The organism is Halomonas sp. PA16-9 (genome assembly GCF_009728585.1).
Taxonomy (GTDB): domain Bacteria; phylum Pseudomonadota; class Gammaproteobacteria; order Pseudomonadales; family Halomonadaceae; genus Vreelandella; species Vreelandella titanicae.
Genome location: NZ_CP040452.1, coordinates 606883 through 632308, shown reverse-complemented (window position 1 = coordinate 632308; position 25426 = coordinate 606883). Strand labels below are relative to the sequence as shown.

Annotated in this window: 20 protein-coding genes and 3 pseudogenes; 9 read left to right on the top strand and 14 right to left on the bottom strand. The window is 57.2% G+C overall.

Annotation, left to right across the window (positions count from 1 at the left end):
• Positions 1-38: 38 nt before the first annotated feature.
• From FDY98_RS19310 to FDY98_RS19290, 5 genes and pseudogenes are all read left to right on the top strand, one after another.
• Positions 39-1997 (top strand): bifunctional 5-dehydro-2-deoxygluconokinase/5-dehydro-2-deoxyphosphogluconate aldolase, encoded by a 1959-nt coding sequence (locus FDY98_RS19310; RefSeq protein ID WP_027957145.1) that lies wholly within the window; start codon positions 39-41, stop codon positions 1995-1997.
• A gap of 1 nt (position 1998) precedes the next feature.
• Positions 1999-3845 (top strand): annotated as a pseudogene (gene iolD / locus FDY98_RS19305) (3D-(3,5/4)-trihydroxycyclohexane-1,2-dione acylhydrolase (decyclizing)).
• 30 nt (positions 3846-3875) lie between these two features.
• Positions 3876-4777 (top strand): annotated as a pseudogene (gene iolE / locus FDY98_RS19300) (myo-inosose-2 dehydratase).
• A gap of 35 nt (positions 4778-4812) precedes the next feature.
• Positions 4813-6315: a CoA-acylating methylmalonate-semialdehyde dehydrogenase gene (locus FDY98_RS19295; RefSeq protein ID WP_155706093.1), complete on the top strand. Its 1503-nt coding sequence runs from the start codon at positions 4813-4815 to the stop codon at positions 6313-6315.
• Between the two features lie 75 nt (positions 6316-6390).
• Positions 6391-7515 (top strand): Gfo/Idh/MocA family protein, encoded by a 1125-nt coding sequence (locus FDY98_RS19290; RefSeq protein WP_027957141.1) that lies wholly within the window; start codon positions 6391-6393, stop codon positions 7513-7515.
• Between the two features lie 64 nt (positions 7516-7579).
• On the opposite strand, the gene mgtE is transcribed toward FDY98_RS19290, so the two are convergent.
• From mgtE to FDY98_RS19275, 3 genes are all read right to left on the bottom strand, one after another.
• The gene (gene mgtE, locus FDY98_RS19285) at positions 7580-8935 is read right to left on the bottom strand and encodes a magnesium transporter (RefSeq protein WP_027957140.1); all 1356 of its coding nucleotides are present in this window, start codon (positions 8933-8935) and stop codon (positions 7580-7582) included.
• 68 nt (positions 8936-9003) lie between these two features.
• Positions 9004-9345 carry a DUF6482 family protein gene (locus FDY98_RS19280; RefSeq protein ID WP_027957139.1) on the bottom strand — a complete coding sequence of 114 codons (342 nt, stop codon included), beginning with the start codon at positions 9343-9345 and terminating at the stop codon, positions 9004-9006.
• 123 nt (positions 9346-9468) lie between these two features.
• Positions 9469-10485: a 1-aminocyclopropane-1-carboxylate deaminase gene (locus tag FDY98_RS19275; protein WP_027957138.1), complete on the bottom strand. Its 1017-nt coding sequence runs from the start codon at positions 10483-10485 to the stop codon at positions 9469-9471.
• Positions 10486-10688: 203 nt separating this feature from the next.
• Between FDY98_RS19275 and FDY98_RS19270 the strand changes: the two genes are divergently transcribed.
• Positions 10689-11195 (top strand): Lrp/AsnC family transcriptional regulator, encoded by a 507-nt coding sequence (locus tag FDY98_RS19270; RefSeq protein WP_027957137.1) that lies wholly within the window; start codon positions 10689-10691, stop codon positions 11193-11195.
• 7 nt (positions 11196-11202) lie between these two features.
• On the opposite strand, the gene FDY98_RS19265 is transcribed toward FDY98_RS19270, so the two are convergent.
• The 7 genes and pseudogenes from FDY98_RS19265 to hemP all read right to left on the bottom strand — a co-directional run bounded on the left by FDY98_RS19265 (position 11203) and on the right by hemP (position 17769).
• Positions 11203-11577 (bottom strand): YbaN family protein, encoded by a 375-nt coding sequence (locus tag FDY98_RS19265; protein ID WP_022521607.1) that lies wholly within the window; start codon positions 11575-11577, stop codon positions 11203-11205.
• A 111-nt stretch (positions 11578-11688) separates the two neighbouring features.
• A pseudogene (locus FDY98_RS19260) lies at positions 11689-12390 on the bottom strand (ATP-binding cassette domain-containing protein); the annotation flags it as partial.
• Between the two features lie 53 nt (positions 12391-12443).
• Positions 12444-13484 (bottom strand): FecCD family ABC transporter permease, encoded by a 1041-nt coding sequence (locus tag FDY98_RS19255; RefSeq protein ID WP_051430581.1) that lies wholly within the window; start codon positions 13482-13484, stop codon positions 12444-12446.
• A complete protein-coding gene (locus FDY98_RS19250) occupies positions 13481-14419 on the bottom strand; it encodes a heme/hemin ABC transporter substrate-binding protein (protein WP_027957134.1) in 939 nt (312 codons plus the stop codon). Before FDY98_RS19250 ends, FDY98_RS19255 begins: the two co-directional genes overlap by 4 nt.
• Positions 14416-15471, bottom strand: coding sequence for a ChuX/HutX family heme-like substrate-binding protein (locus tag FDY98_RS19245; RefSeq protein WP_027957133.1), 1056 nt, complete (start codon positions 15469-15471; stop codon positions 14416-14418). Before FDY98_RS19245 ends, FDY98_RS19250 begins: the two co-directional genes overlap by 4 nt.
• Positions 15472-15502: 31 nt before the next feature.
• Complete coding sequence (locus tag FDY98_RS19240) at positions 15503-17479, bottom strand: TonB-dependent receptor domain-containing protein (RefSeq protein ID WP_027957132.1); 1977 nt, start codon at positions 17477-17479, stop codon at positions 15503-15505.
• Positions 17480-17598: 119 nt separating this feature from the next.
• Positions 17599-17769: a hemin uptake protein HemP gene (gene hemP, locus FDY98_RS19235; protein WP_081742641.1), complete on the bottom strand. Its 171-nt coding sequence runs from the start codon at positions 17767-17769 to the stop codon at positions 17599-17601.
• Between the two features lie 193 nt (positions 17770-17962).
• Here hemP and FDY98_RS19230 point away from each other — a divergent pair, with 193 nt between their 5' ends.
• Positions 17963-20098, top strand: coding sequence for a PhoX family protein (locus FDY98_RS19230; RefSeq protein ID WP_027957131.1), 2136 nt, complete (start codon positions 17963-17965; stop codon positions 20096-20098).
• Positions 20099-20206: 108 nt separating this feature from the next.
• Here FDY98_RS19230 and FDY98_RS19225 read toward each other — a convergent pair whose 3' ends face one another.
• Positions 20207-20542 (bottom strand): hypothetical protein, encoded by a 336-nt coding sequence (locus FDY98_RS19225; RefSeq protein WP_027957130.1) that lies wholly within the window; start codon positions 20540-20542, stop codon positions 20207-20209.
• 186 nt (positions 20543-20728) lie between these two features.
• On the opposite strand from FDY98_RS19225, the gene FDY98_RS19220 reads away from it, so the two are divergent.
• Positions 20729-21622: a LysR substrate-binding domain-containing protein gene (locus tag FDY98_RS19220; RefSeq protein WP_027957129.1), complete on the top strand. Its 894-nt coding sequence runs from the start codon at positions 20729-20731 to the stop codon at positions 21620-21622.
• A 117-nt stretch (positions 21623-21739) separates the two neighbouring features.
• On the opposite strand, the gene FDY98_RS19215 is transcribed toward FDY98_RS19220, so the two are convergent.
• Positions 21740-22585 (bottom strand): alpha/beta fold hydrolase, encoded by an 846-nt coding sequence (locus tag FDY98_RS19215; protein ID WP_027965497.1) that lies wholly within the window; start codon positions 22583-22585, stop codon positions 21740-21742.
• Positions 22586-23045: 460 nt separating this feature from the next.
• Positions 23046-23684 (bottom strand): NAD(P)-dependent oxidoreductase, encoded by a 639-nt coding sequence (locus FDY98_RS19210; protein ID WP_027957128.1) that lies wholly within the window; start codon positions 23682-23684, stop codon positions 23046-23048.
• A 110-nt stretch (positions 23685-23794) separates the two neighbouring features.
• Between FDY98_RS19210 and FDY98_RS19205 the strand changes: the two genes are divergently transcribed.
• Complete coding sequence (locus FDY98_RS19205; protein WP_027957127.1) at positions 23795-24700, top strand: LysR family transcriptional regulator; 906 nt, start codon at positions 23795-23797, stop codon at positions 24698-24700.
• Here FDY98_RS19205 and FDY98_RS19200 read toward each other — a convergent pair.
• Positions 24697-25395, bottom strand: coding sequence for a FadR/GntR family transcriptional regulator (locus tag FDY98_RS19200; RefSeq protein ID WP_235270520.1), 699 nt, complete (start codon positions 25393-25395; stop codon positions 24697-24699). The genes FDY98_RS19205 and FDY98_RS19200 overlap by 4 nt on opposite strands.
• Positions 25396-25426 lie beyond the last annotated feature (31 nt).

Sequence of the window (25426 nt, the reverse complement as noted above, 5' to 3'; positions counted from 1 at the left end):
TGACTAGTACCACGAATTTGTGACGTGGGGAGACATTTATGCTGAATAACAATAGTCAACACCGACCGCTTGACCTGATTTGTCTTGGACGCGTGGCGGTCGATCTTTACGCCGAGCAGATTGGCAGCCGTTTAGAAGACGTGGCCAGCTTTGCCAAGTACCTAGGCGGGAGCTCGGGTAATATGGCCTACGGCACTGCGCGCCTAGGATTAAAATCCGCCATGCTCTCGCGAGTTGGCGACGAGCAGATGGGCAACTTCGTGCGCGAAGAGCTGGAGCGGGTGGGCGTGGATACCTCCGCGCTTCAAACCGACCCCGAGCGCCACACCGGCCTGGTTCTGCTGGCTTTAAAAGACCGTGAAAGCTTCCCGCTGCTATTTTACCGCCGCGACTGTGCTGATATGGCCATCGACGCCGAGGCCATCGACCCTGAATTTATCGCACGGGCCAAGGCGCTGGCGATTACCGGCACCCATCTTTCTACCGATACCACCCGCCGGGCGTGCCGCAAGGCACTGGACGCCGCCGCCCATTATGGCGTGAAGCGGGTGCTGGATATCGACTATCGCCCCGTGCTGTGGGGTCTGACTAACCCTGGCGATGGTGAAACCCGTTTTATCGCCGATGAAAAAGTCACTGCAGATCTTCAACGCTGGTTGCCGGACTTTGACCTGATTGTAGGCACCGAAGAGGAGTTTCATATTGCCGGTGGCAGCACCGACACCTTAACGGCACTGCGTGCAGTACGTGAGGTTAGCCAGGCGACCCTGGTATGCAAGCTGGGGCCCATGGGCTGTGTGGTGTTTGAGGGCGACATTCCTGACCGCATTGAAGACGGCATTCTGGTCAAGGGTGTACAGGTCGAGGTGCTCAATGTGCTGGGCGCCGGGGATGCCTTTATGAGTGGCTTGCTACGCGGCTGGCTACGCAATGAACCCTGGCAAACCAGCGCCGGTTACGCCAATGCCTGTGGTGCGCTGGTGGTCTCCCGCCACGGCTGTGCCCCGGCTATGCCCACCGAAGATGAGCTATTCGATTACCTGACACGTCGCGACGAGGTACCCCGTCCGGATATCGATCAACGCCTGAATCATCTCCACCGGGTCACTACCCGAGTGACTGCTCAGTGGCCCGAAGTGTTGGGGTTGGCATTTGATCACCGCCGCCAGCTCACCGATATGGCACGCGAAGAGTATGCCGACAGCGCGCGGCTGCCAGCACTTAAAAAACTCCTGGTCACCGCCGCCGAAGAGGGTGCCAAACTGGGCGGTATTTCCACGCCCGCGATCCTGGTAGACGACGTGCTGGGTCAGGACGCGCTCAATCAAGCCAGTGGAAAAGGCTGGTGGATTGGTCGACCGGTGGAGCTTCCTGGCTCACGACCTTTGCGCTTCCAGCATGGCGATGATTTAGGTGCCTGCCTGCGCAACTGGCCTAGAGAGCAGATCATTAAATGTCTGGTGTTCTATCATCCCGACGATGAACTCTCGCTGCGCCTGGAGCAGGAGGAGCGTCTGCGTCAGCTCTACCAGGCGGCCTGTGCTTATGGGCTGGAGCTGCTGATTGAAGTCATTCCGCCCGCCGACATGCCCAATGACGACACCACCTTGCCGCGCAGCCTTCAGCGGCTCTACAACCTGGGCATTCGCCCAGACTGGTGGAAGCTACCTGCCATGTCAGACGCTGCCTGGCAGGCGGTTGGCGACACCATTGAGCGGGAAGATACCTATTGCCGTGGGGTTGTGCTGCTTGGGCTAGACGCCCCCATGGACGACATGAAACGCGGTTTCGAAGCAGCGGCCAATCATGCCTGCTGTAAGGGGTTCACCGTTGGGCGCACGCTATTTGCCAGCGCGAGTCGTGATTGGCTAGCCGGGCGTATCGACGATGCCCGCTTGGTAGAGCGGGTCGCCCAGAACTATGCCGAACTGATAAAAGCGTGGCGGCAATTAAGACAGGCGCAGCCGCAAACCCTGGCCCACACGGAGGAGGCGTAAGATGAGCACCATTCGACTCACCATGGCCCAGGCGCTGGTCAAGTACCTCGCCGCCCAGCGTATCGAGATGGATGGCCAAGAAGTGGCGCTGTTCGAAGGCGTATTTGCGATTTTTGGGCATGGCAATGTGGCGGGGGTAGGCGAAGCGCTCTACCACGTACAAGACGCGCTGCCGACCTTTCGCGCCCACAACGAACAGTCCATGGCCCACGCGGCGATTGCCTTTGCCAAAGCCAATGGCCGCCAGCGCTTAATGGCCGCGACCAGCTCGATTGGCCCAGGGGCGACCAATATGGTCACCGCCGCGGCGCTCGCCCATGCCAACCGACTGCCAATTTTGCTGCTGCCGGGGGACACCTTTGCCACCCGCGAACCGGATCCGGTACTCCAGCAGGTGGAGCATTTTGGTGACCCGACCATTACCGTCAACGACTGTTTTCGCCCGGTGTCGCGTTACTTCGACCGCATTAACCGCCCGGAACAGCTGTTGACCAGCTTGCCTCAGGCGATTGCTACTTTGCTTGATCCCGAGCATTGCGGCCCGGCGACCCTGGCATTACCCCAGGATGTGCAAACCTTTGCCTACGATTACCCGGTGGCCTTTTTTGCCCCCAGGGTACATCGCATTCGCCGCTCGCCGCCGGATGCTTACGAGCTTCGTCAAGCCATCGCCGCGCTGCAACAGGCTAAGAGCCCGCTGATCATTGCCGGTGGCGGCGTGCATTACGCCGCTGCCTGCGACGCCTTGGCCGAGTTTGCCAAAGCACGCGGCATCCCCGTAGCCGAAACCCAAGCAGGCAAAGGGGCGTTGGCCGATAGCCACCCTTGCGCGGTGGGGCCATTGGGGTGACCGGCAGCGCAGCTGCTAACCAATTGGCGGAGCAGGCGGATGTCATTCTGGCGGTGGGTACGCGGCTGCAGGACTTTACCACCGGCTCCCGGGCGCTGTTTGAAGGCAGCGATAAAACACTGATTTCCCTAAACGTTGGCCGCTTCGACAGCCTCAAGCATCAAGCGCTGCCGCTTAGCTGCGACGCCTTGATCGGGCTGGGCCAACTCGACACGGCGCTGGGCGAATGGCGCGGCAGCGATGAGTGGCGCGAACAAACCGGAACGCTCAAGCGCGAGTGGGCCGAAATAGTGCACAGCGTGACCGCCGACCAAGGGCTGGCGCTGCCCACCGATGCCCAGGTGATTGGTGCGGTTAATCGCCAGGCAGGCAACGATACCACCGTAGTATGCGCGGCCGGTGGCTTGCCCGGCGAGCTGCATAAACTCTGGCAATGCTCGGGCCCCGGCAGCTACCACGTGGAGTACGGCTTCTCCTGCATGGGCTATGAAATAGCAGGCGGGCTGGGCGTCAAGATGGCCAAGCCAGAGCGGGAAGTGGTGGTGATGGTCGGCGATGGCAGCTACCTGATGCACAACTCGGAGCTGGCAACCTCGGTGATGCTGGGCCACAAGCTAATTGTGGTGGTGTTGGATAACCGCGGCTATGGCTGCATCAACCGCTTGCAGCAGGCCACAGGCGGCGCGGGGTTCAACAACCTTCTGCAAGATTGCCGCACTGTGGAGGCCGGCGCTCCCAAAACCGATTTTGCCGCTCACGCCAAAGCGTTGGGCTGTGAGTCTGAATCGGTGACCGGTATTGCGGAATTGGAGCAGGCGCTGGTGCGTGCTCGCAGCGCCACCTCGACCTACGTGATTGCCCTGGACACTGACCCGTTACCCAGCACCCAAGAAGGCGGCGCTTGGTGGGAAGTGGCCGTGCCCGAGGTTTCCGAGCGTGAAGCGGTCAATAAAGCCTATCAAGGGTACCGCGAAGCCAAACAGCTCCAACGCCATTAATACCAACAACATAATCATAAGGAATACGCTATGCCAACGGTTACTTTAGGCATCAACCCGCTCACCTGGACGAACGACGACTTGCCCAGCCTGGGTGGCGCAACACCGCTGGAAACCTGTTTGAAAGAGGGCCGCGAAGCGGGGTTTAGCGGCTTTGAATTAGGTAACAAGTTTCCCCGCACGCCCGACGCCTTGAATCAGGTGCTTAGCGCCCACGACTTGGCGCTTGTGTCGGGCTGGTACTCCGCACGCTTGCTGGAGCGCACGCCTGAAGAAGAGATTGAAGCCATTCAGGATCATATGAACCTGCTCAAGGAATGCGGCGCGAAGGTGATGGTGCTGTGTGAAGTTACCCACTGTGTACACGGCGATCAGGAACGTCCGCTCTCCCAGCGTCCGCATCTCTCCGAGCAAGAGTGGCAGCGACTGCTGAATGGCCTGGAGGTAGTGGGCGACTACCTGAAATCCCAGGGTATTCAACTGGTGTATCACCACCACCTGGGCACGGTGATCGAAAGCCAGGCCGACGTCGAACGTTTAATGGACAACACCGGTGAAGGCGTGGGCTGCTGCTTGATTTTGGTCATTTGCGCGGTGCTGGCGGCGACCCGCTCGCCATCGCCAAACGCTACAGCCAGCGCATTCACCATGTGCACTGCAAAGACCTGCGCTTCCCGGTGCTGGACGCGGTACGCAACCGCGACAAAAGCTTTTTAAATGGCGTGTTAGACGGCCTGTTTACGGTGCCGGGGGATGGCAATGTGGATTTCCTGCCCGCCTTAACCCACCTGTGCGAACAGGGCTACCAGGGTTGGTTAGTAGTGGAAGCCGAACAAGACCCGGAAGTCGCTCACCCGCTGACTTACGCCCGCTTGGGTTACCGCAACCTACGCCAACTTGCCGAGCAGGCCGGCTTCGACATTGCCAGCTAAACAGCGCCAGCGCCGCCTTTTAATCAGGAGCCTATATGCAAACGTTATCCCACTATCTTAATGGTCAGCTCTCCGCCGGTCAGAGCCAGCGCACTTCGCCGGTTTATAATCCCGCCACCGGTGAGCAGAGCGCCCAGGTGGCGCTGGCCACCGCTGACGAAACCCGCGAAGCAGTGCGCATTGCCGATGAGGCCTTTGTCGCTTGGTCAAAAACCTCGCCGCTGAAGCGCTCGCGCATCCTGTTTAAGTTTAAAGCGCTGGTTGAGGAGCACACCGATGAGCTGGCGCGACTGATCTCCAGCGAGCACGGCAAGGTATTTTCAGATGCCAAAGGCGAAGTGACCCGGGGCCTGGAAGTGGTCGAGTTTGCCTGCGGCATTCCCCACCTGCAGAAGGGCGAGCACTCCATGAACGTCGGCACTGGCGTCGATAGCTACTCGATGATGCAGCCGCTGGGCGTGTGCGCAGGTATCTCGCCGTTCAACTTCCCCGCCATGGTACCCATGTGGATGTTCCCCATCGCCCTGGCCTGCGGCAACACCTTCGTCATGAAGCCTTCGGAAAAAGATCCCTCTACGCCGCTGCGCTTAGCCGAGCTGCTTAAAGAGGCGGGCCTGCCGGATGGTGTCTTTAATGTCGTCAATGGTGATAAAGTAGCGGTGGATGTACTGCTCACCGATGAGCGTGTCCAGGCAGTGAGCTTTGTGGGTTCCACGCCCATCGCTGAGTACATCTACGCTACCGCATCAGCCCATGGCAAACGCGTTCAGGCCCTGGGCGGCGCCAAAAACCATATGGTAATCATGCCCGATGCGGATCTCGATCAAGCTGTGGGTGCCCTGATGGGCGCGGCCTATGGCTCGGCAGGCGAGCGCTGCATGGCGATTTCCGTCGCGGTGCCAGTGGGCGAAGATACCGCCAACCGCCTGCGTGAAAAACTGGTGGCCGAACTGGATAAGCTGACGGTCGGGCCTGGCCTGGTCGATGGCCCAGACAACGATATGGGGCCGCTGATCACCCGCGAGCATCTTGAGAAAGTGGCGGGCTATATCCAGGTTGGCGTGGATGAAGGCGCAGAACTCGTGGTCGACGGTCGCGAGACAACGGTTGACGGCGCAGGCGATGGCTACTTTATCGGCGGCAGCCTGTTTGACCATGTCACGCCCAGCATGCGTATTCACTCCGAGGAGATTTTTGGCCCGGTGCTGGCCATTGCTCGCGTGGCGAGCTTCGACGAAGCGGTCAGCATGATCAATGCCCACGAATACGGCAATGGCACGGCGATCTTTACCCGCGATGGCGATGCGGCGCGTCAGTACTGCGAGCAGATCCAGGTAGGCATGGTTGGCGTTAACGTACCGATCCCGGTACCCATGGCGTTCCATAGCTTCGGCGGTTGGAAGCGCTCGCTGTTTGGCCCGCTGCATATGCACGGCCCCGACGGTGTACGTTTCTACACCCGCATGAAAACCATCACCCAGCGCTGGCCCAGCGGCATTCGTGAAGAGACCAACCACTTCACCATGCCGACCATGTAAACAGGCTACGGGGCACGACATCATTCAACGCCGGGCCCAGCCCGGCGTTACTGTTTTAAAACAGGGATAATCACAATGAACACCCTCAAGATTGGCCTAATCGGCACCGGTTTTATGGGCAAAGCTCACGCCATCGCCTTTAATGCGGCGTCCAGCGTTTTTGAACTACCCGCTAAACCCGTTTGCGAACTGCTGGCGGATGTCGACCTCGCCACGGCAGAGAGCCGAGCGCGGGCCTGGGGATTTGCCCGCGCCACCGACGACTGGCGTGCCCTGGTGGCCGACAGTGACGTGGATGTGGTGGATATCTGCGCGCCCAATTTCCTGCATAAAGAGATGGCGTTAGCCGCCATTGCGGCGGGCAAGCATGTTTACGCTGAAAAACCGCTGGCGCTGAGCACGGCAGACGCCGACGAGATGGTCGCCGCAGCTGAAAAAGCGGGCGTCAAAACCCTGGTGGGCTTTAACTACATTCGCAATTCCGCCACCCAGCTGGCCCGCCAGATTGTTGCCAGCGGCGACATCGGAGAGCTGATCCACTTTCGTGGTCGGCACAACGAGGATTACCTGCTCGACCTGGAAAAGCCCCACGATTGGCATACCAAGCGAGCGACCGCAGGCGCCGGTGCGTTAGGCGATGTGGGCTCGCATATTCTCAATATGGCCGAGTTTTTAACCGGGCAGCGCATTACTGAGGTTTGCGGCCAGCTACAAACCGTCATTGCCATGCGTCCCAATGCTAACGGTAGCGGGATGGCTGCGGTGGAAAACGACGATCAAGCCCAGGCCATGCTGCGGTTTGACCAGGGGTTAATCGGTAATATCGAAACCTCCCGGGTGGCGGCTGGCCGCAAAATGGGCTTGGCCTACACGCTAACGGGCACCAAAGGCGCCATTGTGTTTGATCAGGAACGCATGAGCGAACTGCAGCTATATCGCCACGGCGATGCCCACGGCAGGCGTGGCTTCACCACCCTGTTAGCGGGCCCCGAACATCCCGACTATGCCGCCTTCAGCCCCGCGCCAGGGCACGGTCTGGGCTATAACGATCAGAAGATTATCGAGGTGCGCGATCTGGTGGAAGGCATCATCAACGACCGTCCCCTCTATCCAGACTTCCGCGAAGCCGCGCGGGTTAATCGGCTTATTGAGGCCATCGAAGCGTCAGATCGGATGGGGCAGTGGGTGACGGTATCGTAGTTGCTTCTGCCTTGAGCGCCTGGGCTTTTCAATAAACGCCCAGGCGCCTGCCGGGAGGAAAAAGTTACAGAATAATCAGCGTCGCGAGCCCAAGGAATGATAAAAAGCCGACCACATCGGTCACAGTCGTCAAAATAACCGCACCGGATAACGCGGGGTCGATCTGCAGCTTTTTCAGCACCATAGGAATTAGTACGCCGGATAAGTTAGCGAGACTCATATTGATAAAGATGGCCAGGGTGATCACCAGCGTGATCATGGCATCGCCAAACCAGAGATGGGAAATCAAGCCGACCACTAATGCCCAAACCAAGCCGTTACTCATCCCCACCCACATCTCTTTGTTATACAGCCATTTTATATTGTTACCCGCAAGCTGGCCCAGCGCCAAACCGCGTATGACGACGGTAAGGGTTTGACTCCCAGCGATCCCCCCCATGCTTGCCACCACCGGCATCAAAATGGCCAGCGCCACAATTTGATCTAATGCCGCTTCGAATTGACCGATAACGAAGGCCGCTAAAAAAGCCGTTAACAGATTAATGCCCAGCCAAATGCCGCGACTTTTTGCACTGCGTAAAACGGGTGTGAAGACTTCCTCTTCGTTACTGACGCCAGACATATGCTTTAACGTCATGTCAGCGTCGTCTTGGGTAATTTCAAGTACGTCGGCGGCGTTTAGCTGGCCTACCAATAATCCATCGCTATCGCACACGGGCACAAAGTGCAGCTCTTTAGAACGCAGTAACGCCGCCGCATCACTGACTTTCATTTGATCATTTAGAGTAAAAAAGTCATCCATATAATCATCAACCACCGCCTCTTGTGGTTGCTTGATTAAATCAATCAGGGTCAAAGTGCCGAGTAAGCGTTTATCCTTATCCGTAATCATGATCTGTTGCGACTCATCGTCGAGCAGATGGTGGATGCGGATATAGCGCTGCACGGCCTCTAACGACACGCCCTGTTTTACATTGACCGTCTCGGGATCCATATAGCGGCCAACCACGTCATCTTCATAGGCGTGAAGATTCTCAACCTGGGCGCGGATCTCTTGCTCTAGGCTAGCGTAGACGCTGGTTTTTATGGCTTCATCAGCAACATCTAAAACTTCAGCAACTTCTTGAGCATCCAAGCCTTTAACAATTTCTTCTACATCGCTGGCCGATAAGTCTTCGATGTAGTCAGCACGGATGTCTTCGTCAACTTCGGCGAGAACCTCGCCGATAAAATCGTCGGGAACATACTCCCAAAGGAAATCTCGCGTTTTGGCCGGGAAGGACTCCAGTGTTCGCGCAATGTCTAAAATATCGAGTTCAGAGAAATACGCTTTTAGTGCCGTTGTGTCTGGATCATCTAGCAGGTTTTGAAGGTGGAGTAGCTGCTCTTCGGAATTGGTGTACTTGTCATCATCGCGCATAGAGTCCGTCCTTGTTGGAAGCTAAATATTAAAGAAGTGCAAACTCCTGGCGGCTCGCTTTATGAATGTTATAGACAGGTATGGTTGAACGCCACGCGAACACCATAGGCCATGCGCTGCTGGGCAGAAACGGGCGGTACGTCGGTGCCAATCATCTCATCATCGGCGTCGGCCCAGGTGAGCGTGCCGTGGGTGAAACCCAACGGCGCCAGCGTGCGGCCAATCCACTGCGTACCGGTAAAGCATTGCGTCTCGCCATTCTGGTCGGTAAGCACGCTGATGGCGTTACCCTGATGCAGGCGCACGATGTACCAGCCCCTATCGAGCCCATGTACCTCAACCTCGGGCAGCGGCGCTGGGTACTGGGCAAGTTCGTCAAGGGTGAGGTGGGCGGGAAGCGTTGAAGACATGGCGTATCCGTGAACATCCTATACGCCAAGACTAAAGGGTGTGCTTTATTTGTACAGCAGTAACCGTCTGACCGGCGTCATTGAGGCGCTGTATCAGACGGTTTGAGGCAGGTATTTTATTTCTTATCCATTTCTAAACAGGAAACTATAGGCATTTAACGCAGGTACGCCGCCTAGGTGGGCGTAGAGTACTTTGGAGCCGGGCGGGAATTCGCCGTTGCGCACCATGTCGATCATGCCGTGCATGGATTTACCTTCGTAAACCGGGTCGGTAAGCACACCCTCCAGACGGGCACAGAGGCGAATGGCTTCCAGCGTGCCTTCGTTGGGCAGGCCATACTCGGGGCCGCCGTAGCGGGTATCCAAAATGACATCGTCATCGCTAATGCCGCCTTCCAATTCCACCAACTCAGCCGTATTGCGCGCGATGCGCAGGATCTGTTCACGGGTTTGCTCAGGCTTGGCAGAGGCGTCAATGCCAATCACTCGCTGGGCACGGCCATCGGCGGCAAACCCCACCACCATGCCTGCCTGGGTGCTGCCGGTGACCGAGCACACCACGATATAGTCAAACGTGAAGCCCAGTTCTTTCTCCTGCTGACGCACCTCTTCGGCAAAGCCTACGAAGCCTAAGCCGCCGTAAGGGTGTTCAGAGCAACCCGCGGGTATAGGAAACGGTTTGCCACCCCGCTGACGCACATCTTCCATCGCCTGCTCCCAGCTTGGGCGAATACCGATATCAAACCCCGCCTCATCCAAGCGCACATCGGCGCCCATGATGCGTGACATCTCGATATTGCCCACGCGGTCATACACCGCGTCGGAGTAGTTGACCCAGTTCTCCTGCACCAGCACGCACTGCATGCCCAGGTGAGCGGCCACCGCGGCAACTTGGCGGGTCTGGTTGGATTGAATGCCGCCAATCGATACCAGCGTATCGCAGCCCTGTTCAAGTGCCTCAGGAATCAAGTACTCCAGCTTGCGGGTCTTATTGCCACCAAAGGCCAGGCCGCTGTTGCAGTCTTCGCGCTTGGCGTAGAGCTCTACTTCACCGCCTAAATGTTCGCTTAGCCGCTTGAGCGGCGTAATGGGAGAGGGGCCAAAGGTGAGTGGGTAACGTGGGAAGCGTTCGAGGTTCATAGCAATCTCCAGCTTTAAATCATTGGGTGCGATATAGGGCGGCTAAGGTTGTTGTGAACAATTGGCGTGCTCTCTGCTATTTATAGTAAGTGTTAGCTATGATTTTTGTGTTGCAAAGTTAGTTAGTTTGAGGCAATAAAATATGGTAAAAAATGATAGATATGGGTTGAAGTGGTGTTTATTGGTCAATAAGGTAAATAATAGTGCGCGCAAAAACCTCCCGATCACGCCCTGAGCCTGATGATCAGGCGGCTGAACTAGACCGAACAGATCGGCGTATCCTTAAACTGCTTCAGGACGATGCCACGCTTTCCAATGTGGCACTGGCAGAGCAGGTGAGCTTGAGCCCGGCGGCGTGCTTACGCAGGGTGGAAAGGCTCAAGCGGGATGGGGTAATCAGCCGGGTGGTGGCGCATTTAGACCCGGAACAACTACAGGCAGGTATGGTGGTGTTGATTGGCGTGGTACTGGATCGCTCGACGCCGGAATCCTTCGCCGCCTTTGAAGAGGCGGCCCAGAAGGTATCTGGCTGTATGGAGTGTCACGTAGTAACCGGGGAGTTTGATTATTTTATGCTGGTACGCACCCGGGACAGCCAAAGCTTCAACAGGTTGCACGCTGAACAGTTGCTCTACCTGCCCGGCGTGCGCCAGATCCGCTCGTTTATGGGGCTGCGACAGGTGGTCTCTACCCATAAGGTGCTGGTTTAGGCGTGTGTTAAGAAGAAGACGAAGGCTCTGGCCGAGTAGCCAGCCAAACGGCAATCAGCATCAGTAGAGCGATCACCCCCCAGCGTGTCCAGCCGGGGCCGAGTGACCAAGCAGTGATCAGTGCGCTCAACGCTATTATGCTAACAGCCGCCAACTTAGCGCGCCGGGGGATGGCGCGCTCTTGCTCCCAGGTAACCAGCAGTGGCCCGACATAGTGGCGGGAGCGGATCCAGGCCTCAAAGCGCGGTGAGCCTTTGGAGGCACAGTAAACAGCCATTAGCATAAACACGGTGGTCGGCAGCAGGGGCAGGAAAATGCCTAACACACCGATGCTAAAACTCATCCCTGCCAACACGACCCACATGAGGCTGATCAGTCTCATTCTTGCTCCCCAATTGGCACACGGTGATGCATATATTGCCCGTTACGTATGGATAAGTATGGACTTATATGAGGGCTTTGCCACTCGACTCGTTGGCTGCTGAAAGCTGTCTTAAGGCGCCAGGGCGAGCAGAGGCTTGCCATGGGGGCCGCCCTCAATGTGCTGAAGTTCGGCTGCGTAAATCTTCGCAATGGTCGCGGGGTTAAGCACCTGGCTGGGTAGTCCGTGGTCAATACGCTGCCCTTGATGCAGCAACCATACCCGGTCAGCGTAGGTGCTGGCGAGATTAAGGTCGTGGAGCACGCAAACAATGGCCATGCGGTGCTGTGCGGCCCAGCCGCGTAGTTGCCGCATCAAGCGCTGCTGCTGGCCGATATCCAAGGCACTGGTCGGCTCATCCAGCAATAAAATACCACCATCCTTGGCGGTGGGAGAGCCCCTTGAGAGTAGTTGGCAGGCGCCTCGTGCGATCATCACCCGCTGGCGTTCGCCACCGGAAAGCGAGAGCACGCTGCGCTTGGCGAGGTGGGTTAGATCCAGGTCGTCCAGTAGCGCTGCGACCAGTGATTTGGCCGGATTACTGCCTAGACTCAACAGTTCGTCAGTTTGCCAGTCAAAGCCGGGGAGCTCCTGCTGGGCGACCAGCGCACGCCGGTTGGCAAGTTCGGCGATGGGCCATTCGCGCAAGGGTTTGCCATCCAGGTGTAGTTCGCCCTGCTCGGCAGGGCGAAACCCCGACAGCATGCTGAGCAGCGTGCTCTTGCCCGCGCCGTTGGGGCCGACAATGGCTAGCAGCTCGCCGGGTCGAATCGTGCCATCTAGTGGGGCGATAGCGGGGGTGGTGGTTAAACCAGCCTGATGGAGAGTTAGCATGCTCGGTTCCTGCACATCAGTAGGTACAGGAAGTAGGGGCCGCCAAGCAGACTGGTTAGCAGCCCAACGGGGATTTCCGCCGGGGCAGCGACGGTGCGGGCTAGCGTATCAGCAACGACCAGAAGCAGCGCGCCGCCGAGCATTGAGGCGGGCAGCAGCAGCCGATGGCCAGGCCCTAACCAAAGCCGTAGGCAGTGGGGTACCAGCAGGCCCAAAAAGCCAATTACTCCGGTGAGCGCTACACACAAACCTACGCCCAGCGAGGTCGCGACCACCACCCGGCGTTTTAAGCGGCTTGCATCCAGCCCCGCCGCATGGGCGGTCGCTTCGCCTAGCTGGAGCAGGTCAAGTTCACGAGCGCTACGCATTAACAGCCACAGGGCAACGGCAATGAGTACCAGGGCGAGCGCCGTGGTGCGCCACAGGGCGTTAGTCAGCGTGCCCATGCCCCATAAACTAAGCTGGCGAAGCTGCTCATCGCTGGCGATAAAGGCTAAAACCCCACCGCTAGCCCCGGCGAGAGTATTGATGGCCAAACCAGCCAGCAACAGGGTCATCACAGCGGCACTGCCGCCGCCTTGACGCTTGGCGATGCCAAAGACAATCAAACAGACGCATAAGGCGCCTAAAAAGCCTGCCGCAAACTGACCGTAAAGGCTGCCTGCGCTGCTGTCTTGAAAGAGCACAATCCACACTGCTACGAAAAGCCCAGCACCACTGGCAAGGCCGAGCAGGGTCGGGTCGGCCAGCGGGTTACGAAACAGCCCCTGCATGGCGGCGCCGCTACCGGCAAGCATCGCTCCCACGGCCACGCCCAGCAGTAAGCGCGGCAGGCGCAGCTGCCACCACACCTGCACGCTGAGTGGATCGGCTTGGCCGCGGAGTACTCCCCAAGGGGAGATGCCCAGTGCGCCAGAGGAGGCCGCCCAGCCTAAAGCCAGTAGCAACGCAGCGGTTAATCCGACGAGAACGCGGGTAGTGCGGCTAACCGGCAGCCGCACCCGGAAACGGTAAGTGTTAAGAATGGCTATCATGGGCTTAGCTGGGCAGTGCTGTTTTGAGCGGTACTGTTTTGAACGGAACTGTTTTGGACAGAATTAGCCTGGGCGCTAGTCGGTGCGCCCAATAGCGCTTCAACTTCCTGGTGCAGGGTGAGTAGCTGATCGGGCGTGCGCGGGCCAAAGCCAAGCAGCGCTTGGTCATCAATGACAATCAACTGCTGCTCTCGGCCTGCGGGGGTTAACGCCATACCGGGTAACTGCCATAGCGCGGCTTCGCCACCCATTGCCGCCAAGCCCCGCTCGGAGACAATCACAACCTCCGGTGCTTGCCGGGCCAGGGCTTCGGCACCCACGCTGTGGTAGCCCTGCATCTCGGCGAAGGCATTTGCCAGGCCCACCGCTTCGAGCGCGCTATGTGCTGCGGTATCGCTGCCCGCCGCCCGGGGTGTTAAGCCGCTATGCTGCATGATAAACATCGCGCGGGTCGTCGGTAGGGCGGGCAGGTTGGCTAGCCGGTCAAGTTTCTCGTTCAAGGTGTCTGCCAAGGTTCCTGCCGCGTCGCGACGGTCAGTTAATTGGCCGACGGCGCGGACTTTATCGGCAATGGCATTGAGGGAGGGTGGGGCGTTGATAATCTCTACGCTGACACCGACAGCCGCTAGCTGCTCCAGCACTTCCTTGGGGCCTGCGTGCCCGGCGGCTAACACCTGGTCAGGTTTAACCGATAGGACGCTTTCAGCGGAGAGCTGGCGCAGGTAACCCACCGAGGGCAGCTCCGCCATGGCGGGTGGATGCACGACTGTGTCATCCCGAGCAATGACATTGATATCGGCATCTAACGCGGCCAGGGTTTCCGCGATATCGCCACCAAGCACCACCCAGCGTTCGCTGGCCAATGCGGCCCCGGTGGTTAGCCACCCCATCAGCAGTACTGCCAGTGAGCGGCGCATCAGGCGTTTTGCGTTCATGCCACCGCCTCTTGGCTGCCGAGTTCATCCAGCAATTGCCGCCACTCGCGACGCTCAACGCGGCCTTCCTGGCGTTCCGCGTAAAGTTGCAGCACTAGCGAGCCTTCGGCATCGAAGGCTTCAATGCTGGTCACGCCGCCGTCTCGGTTGGGCTTGCTGACTTGCCATACTTGGTCAATCGCAGTGTCATCAAGGTGCAGGGTGAACTGCTCGCCAAATAGATTCAGCCAGCCGTGGGCGCGTTGAGGGGTGGGCAATGTGCCGGTGTGGATCTGCACGCAGCCGGGGCTAGCGACAAACAGCATCAACGGCAGCGCGCGAAGGCTGGCGTGCTGAAGCACTGTTTCCAGGGCATTGACGGGCAGCGTTTGGGTATAGCGTCCCTCCATTAACTGGTTGGCCTCAATACGCTCCAGATGATGGCGCTGGAGGAGGGCAAAGAACTGGTGCACATCGCGCATCGCGCCCCACTCGCTAGCGAGGGTCGGCGCTTCGGGCAGTGGGCGCTTCAAGCGAGGCATGCTCTGGGTAAACGCTGGCGTATCCCGAGTGCCCAAGGCCGCTAAGGCACCCCAGGGACGCGGCAGTGGGTTCTCCAGGGCAAAGCATTTGTGAACGGCGCAGCCATGTTGATTGAATATCTGCAGGCTCCAGCGCCACTGCGCCTCTTGAGTACTGGTGGCAGGCATAGAATCACGAATCAGGCAGGCCCAGTGCCAGCTCGTATAGAGCAAGCGTAGATCCAGGCCACCTGGGTCGAGTAACAGGCCTGTTTGTGGCCCGCCGCTAAGTTCAGGGTAGTCGCCGGTTTGCTCTAGCACGGCCAGCCGGGAACGGGTCAACGCTTTAACCCGCCCCAGTTGGGGCAGGTAGGCGGCGATATCGCTGGGCGAGAGCGGCAGCGTCCATACGTCGCGCCCTAAACGAGCGGCCTGCAGCTCGCCTTCACTGATCGATAAGCGTTCGGCAATCTCAATCGCAGGTAGCCGCGGCTGCGCGGCGCGCGCCGCGTCAAAGGCTTCGATAATCGCGATCTGTTGGGATGTAATCATGACGCACCTCTATCGGGTTGACTGCGTGGATTTACCACTGCCAGTTGAGGGTGGCGAACAGGCTGCGCCCATCGCCCAGGCTGCCGTCGGGGCGGTACCACACCTTGTCGCCAATATTGGCAAGGCGCAGCGAGGTATCCACGGCCGGGGTGATTTGCCAAGCGAGATGCACATCGTGCAACCCATAGCCGGGCAGGCGCTCGTCATCGCCCTGCTTATCGAAAGATTGGGCAAAACGCGCTTGCCAGCCCAGGCGGATATCGCTGTTATACAGAACCACCTCGCTTCCCAGGGTGGCTTCCAACGGTGTTTGACTGCCTAGGGGCTCGCCAGAATCGCGGTCTTTACCGGAGACTTCCGAAAGACCCACAAAGCTTGTAAGAAGCGGGAAGGCGCTGGGCTGCCAGGTCACCCGGGCGTCATAGCCCCATAGCTGGGCGCGCTGAACGTTCACTGCCTGGGTGGTGCCCGCCATGATGTCGACGTGGGTGTCGATAAAATCGTCGGCGCGAGTATCGAAGTAGCTGGCACGAACCTGCCAGTCGCCCTGATGCCAGACCACGCCGCTTTCCCAGGTGTGGCTAGATTCAGGCGAGAGACTAGGGTTGGGAATCCAGTAATTGTCCGGTGTGCAGAAGGCTGGCCCGGCGCAGAAACCGGCAAAGTGGCGCTCGTTGGCGTAAAGCTCGGATAGGCTAGGAGCGCGGAAGGCCTCAGCGTAGCCCGAAAACAGCATCAAGGCGTCATCGGGCCGCCAGGCAAGACGAAAGCGCGGTGACACTTGGTCGTGGACGCTATCGGATTCATTTTGGCCGCTGGCGTCGTAACGGTCGTAGCGGGCTCCCAGGCCAATATCAAACTGCCCGGCGCCGCCATCGGCTAAATAGCGCCCAGCGGTAAGAGTAGTGTCGAGATAGGCTGACTGGGTATCGATATCGGCTTTAGGAAAGCCATTCGCTTCGCCATCTGGCCGTTGGCGGGCCTGCTCCAATTCGGCGCCGAACACCAGCGTTTGCGAAAGCCAGCCGTGATCCATGGTGTGGAAGCCGTCGCTCTGAAGACCGGCCCGCTCTAGGGTACGGTTGGCCTGGGGCTCGTCGATATCCTGCTGGCTAAAGGTAAGCTGCGAGGTGACTTCGGTGGCAGCGCTGGGCTGCCAGCGGTGGCCCAACTGGACGTTGTTGCTTTCCACATCGCGATCGCGCAGCGGATTGCTGGCATCGGTTGAAAGCTGCTGTGGGTTGGCGGGCTGGGTGGCGCGTTCGTCGTAGTGCTGCCAGCTGATAAATAGCCGCTGGTCGTCGCTTGGCTCCCAACCGCCTTTTAGCAGCAGGCTATTGAGGGCGGCATCCTCTTCGGCTTCATCGCCCCCGGCGCGGCGAATATCGCCGGATTCACTGCGGCCGATTGAAAACAGGCCATCCACCTGGCCGTTGGCGGTATTGCGGCGGCCGAAGCCAGTCAGGCTCCCCCGCATTTCGTCGCTGGCCGTCGCACCGCCTATGGAAAGGCGTACGCCGCTATTTTCGCCGGGGGCAAGCAGGTCGTTGGCATTCACACTGGTGAAGCTGACGACACCGCCCATGGCATTGCTGCCGTACAAGCTGGAGAGCGCACCGCGTGCTATCTGTACTTCTTGAATCAAGCCAGGGTCGAGAAAGAAGTTACCGATGTGGCCGGTGGAGATATCCTGACGAACGCCATCCAAACGCACCAGCACCCCTTTGCTGCCAAAGCCGCGCATACTTAAGGTTTGGCCATTTCGGCGCCCTTGGCCAGCCACATGCAGGCCGGGTTGGCGGCTAAGTATGTCTTCAACCCGGCTGGCGGTGGCCAGCACAGCGTCATCGCGATCAATAATATCGATAATCAGCGGTGCCCGGGAAAGGTCAGTAGGCGCCCGGGTGCCGGTGACCGTCACTGGGTTAAGCTCGGCGTCGTCTGCTTGGGCGGTTAACAGTGGAAGCAGCGTTAAAAAGAGGCCACCAAAAGCGCGTGTGTGGTTCATAAGCCAGAGATTTCCAACAGGGATAAGTGGAAGAGGTCGCTGGCTGGGTGCGATGGGCTACCTGGCTGGCTTTGCTGTATAAGTCTTTAAATTAATCAGGGGCTGAAATATTAAGAGCTTTAGGCGTTAAGAATTAACTTGCCGCTTTTAGTACGGCGCAACACATAGCGGCGCTGTTCATGGTGGATAACCAATTGATCTGAGTTGCCAAGTAATTCTCTGCTATTCACCTCGCGGGTCGTCGAGGCCGACGTATCTCCCTGGCCAGTGCCCTTAGCGGGTAACTGCATGAGAGAGTAACTCCTATGTTAATGATAACTATTAGCGTTAATTTAGCAGAGTTGCAGGCATTCCTCAACAGGTCCTAGCATTCGACCTTTCTTCATATAAATGCAGGCGCTCCGTCATCGTGCTGTCATTAAGCTTCTTTAGTGTCTCCTAACGTTCAATCGTTGACCTACAAACGATCAGGGGGAGACCAAAATGAGTAAAGAGATCGAAGATCATCGCCTGCTTAACCACAGCGGCAACCAACCTTTCGCGGAAGTATTGGCGCGCCATGTATCCCGGCGTGATGTGATGCGCGGTGGTTTGAGCATGGCGGCTGCCTCGATGCTTAGTTTTGGTGGTGCTGCTCAAGCGCTTGCCTCAAGCAGCAACCAAAAAACACCCCTGACACTGGCGTTTGAGGCGGTTCACGGATCCCGCACCGATGCCGTGGTGGTGCCGGAAGGTTATGTGGCCCAAGTCTTGGTGCCGTGGGGCACGCCGCTGAACCAAAATGTTACCTGGCAGCCTGAACAGCCGATGACCGCTGAGCGTCAGGCGGAGAGTGTGGGCATGCACCATGACGGCATGGCCGGTTTTGCCCTGGATACCGACAACGCCTCGCGCCGTTTTGTGCTGGCGCTCAACAATGAGTATATCGACCAAGCAGCGCTATGGGCGCCCCAAGGAGGCCCCACTAATGCGGATGAGGGCCAGCGGCCAGCAGCTGAGTCGCGCACTGAGATCAACGCTCACGGTGTCACCCTTGTTGAGGTCGAAAAGAACGCCAGCGGCCAATGGGCGCATGTGCCGGGTTCGCGTTATAACCGTCGCCTCACCAGTGCGACGGTGATGGAACTTTCTGGGCCAGTGGCGGGCAGTGACTACGTCAAAACGCGCTTTTCGCCTGAGGGTACCCAAACCCGTGGTACCAACAATAACTGTGGTAACGGGGTAACGCCCTGGGGCACCTATATTGCCTGTGAAGAGAACTGGCCCAATGTGTTCGTTAATCATGGCGAACGCTTCCAGGACGACGCGCGGATTGGTATTCCCACCGCTAAAAGCCGCTATGGTTGGGATACTTCGGCGGGAGACGCCTCTGAACAGAATGACGAATTTGCTCGCTTCGACATTACCCCGCGCGGCGAGCGTGCTGAAGATGATTATCGCAACGAAGCACGCACGTTCGGCTACCAGGTGGAGGTCGACCCCTATAGTGATGCATTGGCGGTTAAGCGTACGGCACTTGGCCGTTTCCGCCATGAAGGGTGTTGGTTAGGCAAGCTGGAAGCCGGTCAGCCAGTGGTTTACTACTCGGGGCACGATTCCCGCAACGAGTACGTATATAAATATGTTTCTGATGCTGCCTGGGATCCCGCCGATGCCAACCGTCCAGGTGAAGAGTACGATCGTCTTGCTATTGGCAACAAATATTTGGATAACGGCACCCTCTATGTGGCTCGTTTCCATGCCGATGGCAGCGGTGAGTGGCTACCGCTAACGCCTAGTGCTCAAACGCGCGATGGTCGCACGCTGGCGGCGGCGTTGGGGCTAGCCGACGACGATGCGGCAGGTATCATCATCAACACCTGCGATGCAGCGGATTTGTTGGGTGCCACGCCAATGGACCGCCCTGAGTGGGCTTCCGTCGATCCTGCCTCCGGCGAGGTGTATCTCACCCTAACCAATAACACTCAGCGTACCGCTGAAGAGACAACCCCAACTTACACTAATGACGGTGAGCATCTGGAACAAGTAGGTGTTGGTTACGATTTAGCGCCCACCAATGCCGCCAACCCTCGCGCCAATAACGAAGCAGGGCATATTATTCGCTGGCGCGAAAGCCGGTTGCCCAATGCCTTTACTTGGGAGGTGTTTGTGTTTGGCGCGGCCGCTGACGATGCGGATAATCACTCGGGCCTGACAGAAATGAATCAGTTCGCCAGCCCCGATGGGCTCTGGTTCGACGAGCGAGAGGACGGTCAGGGTATCCTCTGGATCCAAACCGATAACGGTTATGATGGAGTAACCGAGTACACCAACGACCAACTGCTTGCCGTGGTACCTAACGGGCTCGACGATATTCAAGGCACCGGCCCGGTGATTAACAGCAGCAACCAGCAACAGCTTAAGCGCTTTGCGGTAGGGCCGAACGGCTGCGAAGTGACGGGTATTTTTGCCACACCGGATAAAACAGCGCTGTTTATTAACATCCAGCATCCTGGTAACTGGCCCGCTGATGGTAGCGAGCTAGTGCAAGACGCCACTGTTGCAGCCAGCGGCCAAGTACGCCCTCGGGCGTCGACCGTTGTCATTCAGAAACGCGATGGCGGGCCGATAGGAGTTTAAAAGCTGGCGTTGAGCGCAAAGCTTAGTAACTATATGAGGTGCTTAAAACGCTATTAAGGGCTTCATTAAAAGCTTCGAACCTCTCACAGGTTCGAAGCTTTTTTGATTCTAGGCCTGCTGAACTTGCCGCTTTTTCTGCTGGGCTTCTAACGCGTGAATGGCATCGACCTTCAATGGGAGCTGGTTGGCCCAGAGTATATCTTCACGACAATGGCCAATATCCAACAGTACATGGTCATCGTAGGCCAGCAGCGGCACTATATGGCGGCGAAAAAACCAACGCCGCCGGTAACGCCACCAGGCCATATCAAGCGCACGAATTAGCCGCATCGACGGCATGGCAGGCATGTAAAAATGCAGTGCTGGTGGCTTGGGCGGCGGCGCCAGTTGGCGAGCTTTTTCCCAGGCGTTATGGGCATGTTGGGCTGGGCATTCACACTTCATCGCGCACCTCCTTTTATTCACAACGGCTGTACAGTAAGCGGCGCCTGGGCACCGACTGAACCGATGTGACCTGTGATTAATAAGTGGAGGGTCGCGACCTCTGGTTATCAGCTTGGCGCTTTACCTTGGATCAATCAAACGAAAAGAACTACACTGTGGGTTAAGTTTTTCTGAAAGGTGGGTGTGATGAATCAACTCTCTAGCATAGCTCCCAGCCGGGCCGTCTTGCCGCTACTGGATAGCGAGGTGCTGCGCACCTTTGTGACCATTGCCGAAAGCGGCAGCTTCACCCGCGCCGCCCAGCAGCTATTTCGCACCCCTTCCGCGCTGAGTATGCAGATCAAACGCCTGGAAGAGATCCTCGGCCAGACGCTGTTTGTCCGCGAGGCGCGGCACGTACGCCTGACTGCTGAGGGGGAAGTGCTGCTGGGTTATGGGCGGCGGCTACTGAAACTCAATGCAGAAGCCGTGACCCAGTTTTTAGCCCCTACCATAGAGGGGCGTGTAGGGCTGGGGATAACGGATGACGTGGTAGGGCGTATTTTACCCACGGTACTCGCCCAGTTTGCTCGCTCGCACCCGGCGGTGCAGGTTGATGTCGAGGTGGGACGCAGCAAAGACCTGCTCGCCAGGTTGGACGAGGGCGAGCTTGATCTTGCCTTGGTGATGGCTGGAGGGCCTGGTCAGGCGACGCGGGGAGAGATCGTCCACAGCGAACCGCTAGTGTGGGCGGGCCGTGAGGATGGCGTTGCCGTGCAGCGAACGCCACTGCCTGTGACCCTGGCCCAGCAGGGGTGTGCGTGGCGCAGAATTACCCTTAATGCCCTTGATCAAGCGGGGATTGCTTACCGAATCGCTTACTCCTGCGACCACTGTGCCGGGCAGGAAGCTGCTATGCTGGCTGATCTGGCCGTGACGGCTTTTCCAAAAAGCTTGATTCGACCACCGCTCAAGCGTCTCCACAACGAGTCACTGCCACCGCTAGGGGATTATCAAGTAGCGCTGGTGAAGCGTGCAGGTAGTGGTGATGCCAGCGAAGTGTTGGCCGAACGCGTGGTGGAGGCGTTTCGTGAGGGGTGAGTGGTAATGAATTATCATTATCTTTTGAGCGGTAATGATTTTTTAGCGTGATGGTGCTAAAGATTACATGACCACACTCTTGCTTAGTGAGGCCATGTAATGGGGTAACGAAAGTGGTTAGGCAACCTGACTTTCAAACTCGCTAGGAATCAAGAAGCCGCGCAGGATTTTTTCCATTCGCTGCCGTGCGTCAGCATGCTCAAGGTCAAGAAAATGCCCTGCGTTGGGCACGACTTCGAACTCGCATTTCGGCATATAGTCGTCGGCAATCAGAATGTCTTCCGGCGTTGTGTACTCATCCAGTTTGCCATTCACGAACAGCGTCGGTATCTCAATATTACCCAGGAGCTGTTCATAATCGGTGTCGTTCATGGAGAGTATTTGTTCAATATGAAAGCAGACCTGTTGAAGCTCTTGATCATCTAACCGTGAGAGATGCCGGTAATTAATATATTTTAGTAAGCGGGGTAAGTATTTGCCCACTTCTTCATTAAGCAGGTTAGCCGCGGTTTTAACATCGCCAATTTGAATATAATGGCGAGCACCATTGATATAGCGCAGCATGCCGTCGTTAAGCTGAGTTGAAAATGAGGCTAGCACCGCTCTTTTAATGGAGGTGGGGGATTGCGCCAATGCCATCATAGCGGCATAGCCTCCCCAAGAAACGGAAAGTAACGACGTTGGTTGGTAACGTTCAATCAGAGCTAGGAGGATATTGACTTCATCCTCCTTGGTAATGATGCCACCCACAGGGTTATGTAGTTTTGACTGGCCAGCAAAAGGCAAGTCAAACAGGATAACGTTTAATCCATCACTCAAGTATTTGACACAATTGGTAAAGGAGGCCGTGGTGGCTAGCGCGCCGTTGACCATAATAATACTTTCAGTATTTTGTGGCTGTTGATAGATTTCTACATGCACGCAATGATTGCCTATCTTAACGAGCTCGGTGTTGGCTTTCATGATGTTTTCCTTGCAGTAATTGGGTCAGTTAATGCGAGTCTAGTGCGTGCATGTCTGCGTAATGGGTTCTGAACCTAATAAGTTCATTAGCTGTCACAAGTGTGCAAGTTTTTTAGTATTTCTTTATTTGTGTTTACCTGATTGTTGAAGGTATAGGCGACTGCGTATGTAGGATATTGCTGACAGCATTTGTAAGAGATTCGCTATGCTTATGTAAGAAATGTCTTATAAGTAATTTTTTAATACACAGTTGTTAAGTAATGTGTGGTCAAGTGAGATTGGATTAATTAACATTGTTAAATATGACTGATGGTTTTACGGCGATGAACGATAAGTTCAGCAAAAAGGTGAAAGAGTAAATAGGTGAGGGTAACGGGAAAAGTGGGCGGGGAAATAGAAGAAAGAGGCAACCCCTCACCTATCTCCAGTGAGGGGCATAACGACTTAAATAGCGATTTGATCAGTACGCGACGCAGAAACGTTGGTTGGTGTTATGTGGGTTTTCCAGCTCATCAATCATGGCGATGGCATAATCCTGCACGGAAATACGACTATTACCTTTGCTATCGGTGAGTAGCGTATCGCCGCCAAGCCGGAAACTACCCGTGCGCTCGCCGGGGAAAATCTCAGCGGCGGGAGAGAGAAACGTCCACGCTTGCGCCGTTTGCCCGCGCAGCGTTTCAAGGGCCGTTTTCGCCCCTTCCGCCGTGGCCCGGTACTCTGCTGGAAACCCCGGTGCATCTAACAAAAGCTTACCCGGCGCTACCTCGAGCGTCGCCGCGCCACCCACTATCAGTAGCCTAGGCACGGAAGCTTGTTGAGTGGCTGACAAAATCGAGTGAAAGCCTTTGAGGTAATAGCCGTAAACATCCTCTTGGGCATGGCCACTAAAGGCGCTGATAACGGCCTCGGCACCGCGTAGCTGCTCTGCAAGTGCCTCGGTATTTAACACATCACTTTTAACGGTAGTGAGATTCTCCTGTGGCGCTACCCGTTCAGGCCGAGTCACTAACGCCGTCACGTGATGGCCGCGGGAGAGCGCTTCGGTTAATAGGGCGGATCCAATGAATCCGCTAGCGCCAATCAGTGCAATCTTCATAACAGTTCTCCTTAAGTGGGTTGTCGCTGCATTGTCGGACGCTTTATTGATTTGAAAAATAGCGATTAACGTAATTTACTGTTATCGATTTCATAACAGTAGGGCGATAAATGACCACCGCCAACGAGTTCGATTTAAACGGTTTGCCGATCTTTGTCGCTCTGGTGGAAGCCGGCAGCTTTACCAAGGCAGCGGAGCGGCTAGGCTGCACGAAAACCCGTGTCAGCCTGCAAATTCGGCAGTTGGAAACGCGCCTGGGTGTAACGCTGTTCCTCCGCACCACGCGGCGGGTTCAGCTCACTCAGGCCGGAGAGGCGCTCTACCATCAGTGCCACCCGCTGTTAATAGATCTGCAGGGGGCGCTTGCCAGTACCGTGAGCGACACCCAACAGCTGCACGGCGAGTTGCGTATCACGGCTCCCGAAGATTACGCCGCCGGGGTGTTGAGCGACGCAGTGGTGGCGTTTAGCCGCTTGCACCCTGCGCTGCATATAGAACTACGTAGTGGCGACCAAGTAAGCGATATGGTGCAGGACGGCATCGATTTAGCGTTTCGTCTAGGCTGGCTAAAAGACTCCACGCTACGCGCCCGTCGAATAGGCACTTTTCAACAGCATGTGGTGGCTGCTCCTGATTATCTGAAACGCTACGGCACGCCTTCACACCCCAAGGCGCTGGAAGACCATGCATGGATCGCTTTTACGCCGTTAAAAGCGCCGTTAACCTGGACTTTCCAGCGACGCGATGAGCGGTATGAGGTGCAAATGAGCGCAGGGTTGGCAGCCAACTCAACGGTGAGCTTAGTCGCACTTATGGTCGCTGGCGGCGGTCTCTCCGTATTGCCGGATATGACCGCGGCGCCAGAGATCGCGGCTGGGCGTTTAGTGCGAGTGCTTGAAGAGTGGACACTGCCGGAAGGCGGCGCCTATGCAGTCTATCCGCCGGGGCGGCACATAACCGCCAAAACGCGCGCATTTATGACCTTTTTTGACGCCTGGTTACAAAAAGAGCCCTAACGTGGGGCTGCACTTAATTCGCTGTCACTTTCATAAGTTAGGTTGGTTTCCCAGCTTTCACTGCTAACGGCTATCGCTGCATGAATACCGGCGGTATCGCCTGCTTTGAAGGCCGCATAGATAGCTTTATGGTCCTTCAAGGCGGTTTCCGGTAGTGAGCGCATGGAGGTTTCCAGTGCGGCTTCGATCAGTTGCAGCAAGGTTTCGCCGACGCGGATGGTCATGGGGTTATGGGTGCTGTGCAGAATGGCGCGATGGAAGGCAATATCGTGCTTGGAGGTTTGAGCACCCGCTCGGATGGCTTCTTCCATGGCGTCGATACTCTGCTGAATACGTTGATGGTCCTCTGCTGTGGCGGTATGCATGGCTTGAAGGGTATACGCTGGTTCAAACATCAGACGGAATTCCAGTACATCCCGCGTCATGCCTCGCGCCAGGATCATCCCGAACGCCATCGGGTCGACGAGCGGTGTGCCTGGTTCGCGGCGGATCATGGTGCCTTGACCCCGTTTGACCTCAACGATCCCTATCGCTTGCAGCATCTTGATGGCTTCACGCACGCTGGATTTACCAATGCCCAGGGTGTGAGTGAGCTCCGTTTCCGAGGGCAGGTAATCCCCTGGCTTGAGGTCGCCTCGTATAAGAGCGCTTTTAATACGCTCTAGCAGTTGCAGCGCAACTGAACTGCGATCCATTGAATCTCCAAAAGAGGCTGTACGGGTCGAG